2 protein-coding genes are annotated in these 5,595 nt (G+C 75.1%); both read left to right on the forward strand.

Annotated elements, in window-relative coordinates; translation table 11 throughout:
• The first annotated feature begins 1,443 nt into the window (after positions 1-1,443).
• Entirely contained in the window at positions 1,444-3,912 is a 2,469-nt protein-coding gene (locus ADK60_RS19305) for a M4 family metallopeptidase (protein WP_053647579.1), read from the forward strand.
• A 344-nt stretch (positions 3,913-4,256) separates the two neighbouring features.
• The coding region (locus ADK60_RS19310; RefSeq protein WP_502687438.1) for an RNA polymerase sigma factor at positions 4,257-5,595 on the forward strand (1,339 nt) is incomplete at its 3' end.

Here is a 5,595-nt window from a genome sequence, read left to right on the forward strand (position 1 = left end):
GGGGGGGCGGGCTCGGGGGTGTCGTCGGCCGGATGCGGCGGCTGGGGCATGGTGGTCCTTGGAGGGTGCGGACGTTCGGTGGATCGTGGGGCGCGGGTGGCTCAGGGCCCCGCACGGACGGCCGGAGGGGTGGTGCGCCGTCCGGGGGCGGGAGCCTTCGGGGCGTGCGGCCGCGCCCGGTCCGCCTCCGGGCAGCGATGTTGGCGCAGCCATGCGCACCGGCGGCCGGTCCGGCGACGATGCGTCACCGGGGCGTCGGCGTCGGCGGCATGACAGGTCGGCACGGCGCACTCCTCGGTTCGGGGGACTCGGACAGGGGGAGTAGGGATCGCCGTCCGCGTCCCGCTGCGTTGCGAGATCGTTACCCACCGGCCGTGGCGGACCCCGGGGCCGGCCGCGGGTGACGGGCGACGGGCGGGGAGGTCGGGCGACAGGCAGCATGGGTGGCCGCCTTTCCCGGAATGGGGCGGGGTCCGCAAGAGTAATCACAGATCGGCGCAGCGGGGAAATGCGGCCGGGCTCTTTCCCGGTTGCGTGGGGCATCGGCCGCCCACGGGTTCACGGCCGGCGCGATCGAATCCCGGAATCGGAATTCCCGCGTCGCCCGGGAGCCTCCGTCGACCTTGCGCCGGTCTCCACCCGGGGTGACGGCCGGTAGTGGGACGGCTCCCTGGCGGTACAGCCGGGCCGGTGCTGCCAAGGATTCCGTCGGCGGAGGTGGCGCTACCCAGGGTTACGGACAGGGGTACCTACGGTTCCGCGGACCCGTGCGAACTTGGGTGGCCGTGATGCTGGACCGGCCCGGGTGCGCCTGCTTTCCTGGAAAAGGCAATACCCCGGGACGGTCGGGTGCGGCACCGAGGAGAATTGCCGTGGCCACGAGAATTCGGCCCGGTGCGAGCCGCTCCACCGCCACTTCTCTGCGGTGCTGCCCGTGCGACACGGTCCGGGCGCTCGACTGCCGGCAGATCCTGGAGTGCTGTTCCGGCGAATGACCGTTCGCCCGGCCCGCCGACCGTTCGCCCGGCGCGCCGATCCGGGTTCCGACCGCATCCGGCCATTGCGGCCGCTGTCACCCCGGACCCTCCCCGCGGGTCCGGGGCATCGACGCGCCCCGGCTGTGGGGTGCGCAGCTCCTCTTCGCACATGCCCCGATCAGCCCTCCGGCCCGGCCCGGCCCCGGAGCGGGGTCCTGCGGAAGAAACGCCGGTGGGAACGCGGGCCGTGTCGGGTCTTGGCGTATCAGGCCGGTTCGCACCGGGCATGGTGACATGTTCGCGCGAACATGCCACGCTTCGTCGAGCCTGCCGAACTCGTCACGTGGTCCGTGGGGAGCGGCAGTTGCCTGTACGCCGTCGCCCGGACGGCGACCGGACAACGTCGTCCGGCGCATCCGGGCCCCGAGGCCGGGCCCGACGCCGGCCACCCCCCCGAGGAGTTTCCTTGACACCTCGCACCCACCGGACAGCCGGAGCGTGCGCGCTCGCGCTCGGCGTCTCCCTCATCACCGCCGTGCTGCCGCCCGGTGCCGCCACAGCCGGACCGGTCACCTCCGGCCCCGCCACAGCCGGGCCGGTCACCCCCGGCTCCACCACCGTGACCGCCGCCGGGCGCGTCGGCCCCGGCCCTGGCGTCCCCGGCGTCCCCGCCCCCCGGGCGGGCGCCGCACCCGCACCGCTGGACCGGGAGGAGCAGGCCGCGCTGACGGCCGGCGCCCGGACCCGCCGCTCGGCCACCGCCGAAGCCCTCGGTCTCGGCCCCGAGGAGGAGTTGGAGCCGAAGTCCGTCAGCAAGGACACGGACGGCACGCTGCACACCCGGTACGACCGCACCCTCGCCGGACTCCCGGTCCTCGGCGGCGACCTGGTGGTCCACACGGCCGCCGACGGCACCGTCAAGGACGTCGACAGGGCCACCGGCGCCACCCTCGCGGTCGGCCCCGCCCTGGCGGCCGTCACCGCCGGGACCGCCAACGCCCGCGCGCTGGAGCGCGCCGGGGCCGAGGGGGTGAGCGCCGCAGCGGTCACCTCCGTCCGCGAGGTCGTGTGGGCCGCGACCGGTCGGCCGGTGCGGGCCTGGGAGAGCGTCGTCGGCGGGGTGCAGGGCGACGGGACCCCGTCCGAGCTGCACGTCATCACCGACGCTGCCACCGGCGCCCACCTCTTCGACTACCAGGACGTCAGGAACGGCACCGGCCACAGCCAGTACTCCGGCGACGTCACCCTGGGCACCACGGCGGCCGGCGGCACGTACAGCCTGACCGACGGCACCCGCGGCGGGCACCGGACCTACGACCTGGAGCACGCCGAGGACGACCGCGCCACCGGCACCCTGTTCACCGACGCCGACGACGTCTGGGGCACCGGCCGGCCCGACCACCCGCAGACCGCCGGTGCCGACGCCGCCTACGGTGCGCAACTGACCTGGGACTACTACAAGGAGGTCCAGGGCCGCGACGGCATCCGGAACGACGGTGTCGCCGCGACCAGCCACGTCCACTACGGCAGGGGCTACGCCAACGCGTACTGGTGGGACGTCTGCTTCTGCATGACGTACGGCGACGGCGACTACGACGCCCACCCGCTCACCTCGATCGACGTGGCCGCCCACGAGATGACGCACGGCGTCACCGCCAACACCGCCGGCCTGGTCTACAGCGGCGAGTCCGGCGGCCTCAACGAGGCGACCTCCGACATCATGGCCGCCGCCGTGGAGTTCTGGGCCAGGAACCCCGCCGACCCGGGGGACTACCTGCTCGGGGAGAAGATCGACATCAACGGCGACGGCACGCCGCTGCGCTACATGGACCAGCCCTCGAAGGACGGCGCCTCCAAGGACCACTGGTACGCCGGGATCGGCTCCAGCGACGTCCACTTCTCCTCCGGCCCGGCCAACCACTGGTTCTACCTGGCCTCCGAGGGCAGCGGCGCCAAGCTCGTCAACGGCGTGGCCTACGACTCGCCGACCTCCGACGGCCGACCGGTCAACCCGATCGGGCGCGAGGCCGCCGCGGCCATCTGGTACCGCGCCCTCAGCACCCACATGACCTCCGCCACCGACTACGCCGGTGCCCGCACCGCCACCCTCAAGGCCGCCGCCGAGCTGTACGGCGCCGACAGCCCCGCCTACCGCAACACCGCCAACGCCTGGGCCGCCGTCAACGTCGGACCCCGCATCACCACCGGCGTCACCCTGACCAGCCCGGGCGACCAGGTCACCCGGACCGGCACCGCCGTGAACCTCCGGACCGAGGCCACCAGCAGCAACGCCGGGCCGCTCACCTACACCGCCACCGGGCTGCCCGCCGGCCTGGCGATCGACGCCTCCACCGGCGTGATCTCCGGCACCCCCACCACCCAGGCCGACAGCACCGTCACCCTCACGGCCACCGACCCCACCGGGGCCTACGACGCGGTGTCGTTCTCCTGGACGACCTACACCGTCGGCCAGTGCGCCACCGCCCAGCTGTTCGCCAACCCCGGCTTCGAGGACGGCCCCGTCGCCTGGACCGCGTCGAACGGCCGGACCGTCGACTCCACCAACCCCTACACCCTCCCGCACAGCGGAGCGTGGAAGGCCTGGCTGGGCGGGCACGGCAGCACCAGCACCGACACCCTGGCCCAGAACGTCCACATCCCGTACGGCTGCCGGGCGGTGCTGACCTTCTGGGTGCACATCAGCACGGACGAGGGCACCACGACCGTGCCCTACGACAAGCTGACCGTCCAGGCCGGTGACACCGTGCTGGCCACCTGGTCCAACCTGGACGCGTCCACCGGTTACGTCGAGCGGAGTGTCGACCTGTCCTCGTACGCGGGCCGGTACGTCGACGTGCGTTTCGTGGGCCGGGAGGACCTCGCGGCCCGGACGACCTACCTGATCGACGACACCGCGGTCACCCTCGGGAACTGACCCACCCGCAGGACCGCCGGCACGCCCCCCAGGACCGCCGCCCGCCGGGCGGCGGTCCGCCGGGGGCACCGCTGACAATCTGCGCCTCCCCCGCGTTCCGTCGGGTCGACGCGGAGGCCTCCGGTAACGGTCCGGCAACGGAGCGGGACGTGCGGGGCCACCACCGCTCTCCCCCTGGGAAGTCGAGGAAGAGGCCCCGCGACTCCGGGACCCGTCCTGCTCGTTCGAAGGACGGATCGCGGGTCGTGGCAGGTCGTGCGGCTTCCACCTGACGTCGATCGAACTGGGCGACGTCCTCTCCGCGGTGCGAGGTCGCGCGCAGGGGACAGCCGGACGGGACCTGCATGCCACCCACCGTCGGAGCACTGACGGACGCCCAACTCCGGGCGCTCCTGCCGTCGAAGGACCTGGCGCAGCACGCCGTCGAGGAGCTGACGCGCCGGTACGGCGATGTGATCCTGGCCTGCGTGCTGGAACTCTGCGCCACCGCGGACGACGCGCGGGAGCTGGCAGCGGAGGCCGTCGCCAGAACCGTCGACGCCCACCACCGGGGCTCGACGCCCGGCCCGTCCTGGATCGTCTCCCTGCTCGGCGAGGCCCGCCACCTCGCGGCGAGGAGGGCGGAGACGGGACGGCGCGGCACGCTCTCGCCCGGGTTCCTGGACCGGTTCGACGAAGGGGCCGGAGCGCACCCGGGCGACCGGGCCGCCCGGTGCGCGGCGGAGGAGGAGAGCCCGTTGCTGCGCTCGCTCGCCACGCTCACCGACCCGCAGGCGGCACAGCTGTGGCGGGCCCTCGTGGCACCGCCCGGGCCGGACGCCCCGCCCCCGGACACCCGGCGGACGCTCGCCGACGCCTATCTGCGGCTGTTCGTCGCGACCGTGCCGGACCGGCGCTGCCGCCACCTGGCCGTGCCGTTGTCCGAGAGCGCTGCCGGGAGCGCCACCGGGAGTGCCGCCGGGAGCGCGGCCGCGGGCGTCGCCGGGAGCGCGGCCGCAGGTGTCGGCGAGGACGCGCCGGTGACCGTCGACCTGGCCCGTCACCTGGCCCGCTGTCCCCGCTGCGGCAGGGCTCTGGAGGACCTCGCGGCCGTGCACCGCTGGGACGTCGACCTGCTGCGGAGCGAGCTGTTCGGCTGTTCCCGCCGACCGTCCGGCAGGCCCGGGCCCGCACGAGCCGAGCTGCGGAAACCTGCGGCGGCGCACGGCCCCGGGGGAGCGGACCCCGCTTCCACCGATCTGCCCGCACCGGTGGTGCACCGGCCGGTCGCGGGGAGGAGCCGGCCTCCGGGTCCGCGACGGTGGGGTCTGCTGACGGTCGTCGGCGCCGGGGCGGTGGTGTCGGCGCTGGGCCTGCTGCCGACGGCGGCACCGGACGGCGGCGCCGCGCACACGCCGACGGCCGCGCCCCCGCGGCCCCTCCCGGCGTCCGTATCCCCGGGTGACGTGCCGGCCTCCGGTCCGCAGCGCCCGACACCGGTGCCGACGCCGACCCGGGCCGCGAGCCGATCGCCCCGGGACACTCCGGTACCGTCCTCCGCCGCACCCCGTCCCCCGGAGCCGCCCGTGCTCCCGTCCCCGACGCCGTCCCTCGCGCTCCCCGCTCCCGCCCCGTCCTCCGCCCCGTCGGCCGGGCTCCCGTGGCCCTCCGCCCCGTCCGCCGCGCTCACGTTGCCCGCCGCCC

It is taken from the genome of Streptomyces sp. XY431, assembly GCF_001279805.1.
Lineage (GTDB): Bacteria > Actinomycetota > Actinomycetes > Streptomycetales > Streptomycetaceae > Kitasatospora > Kitasatospora purpeofusca.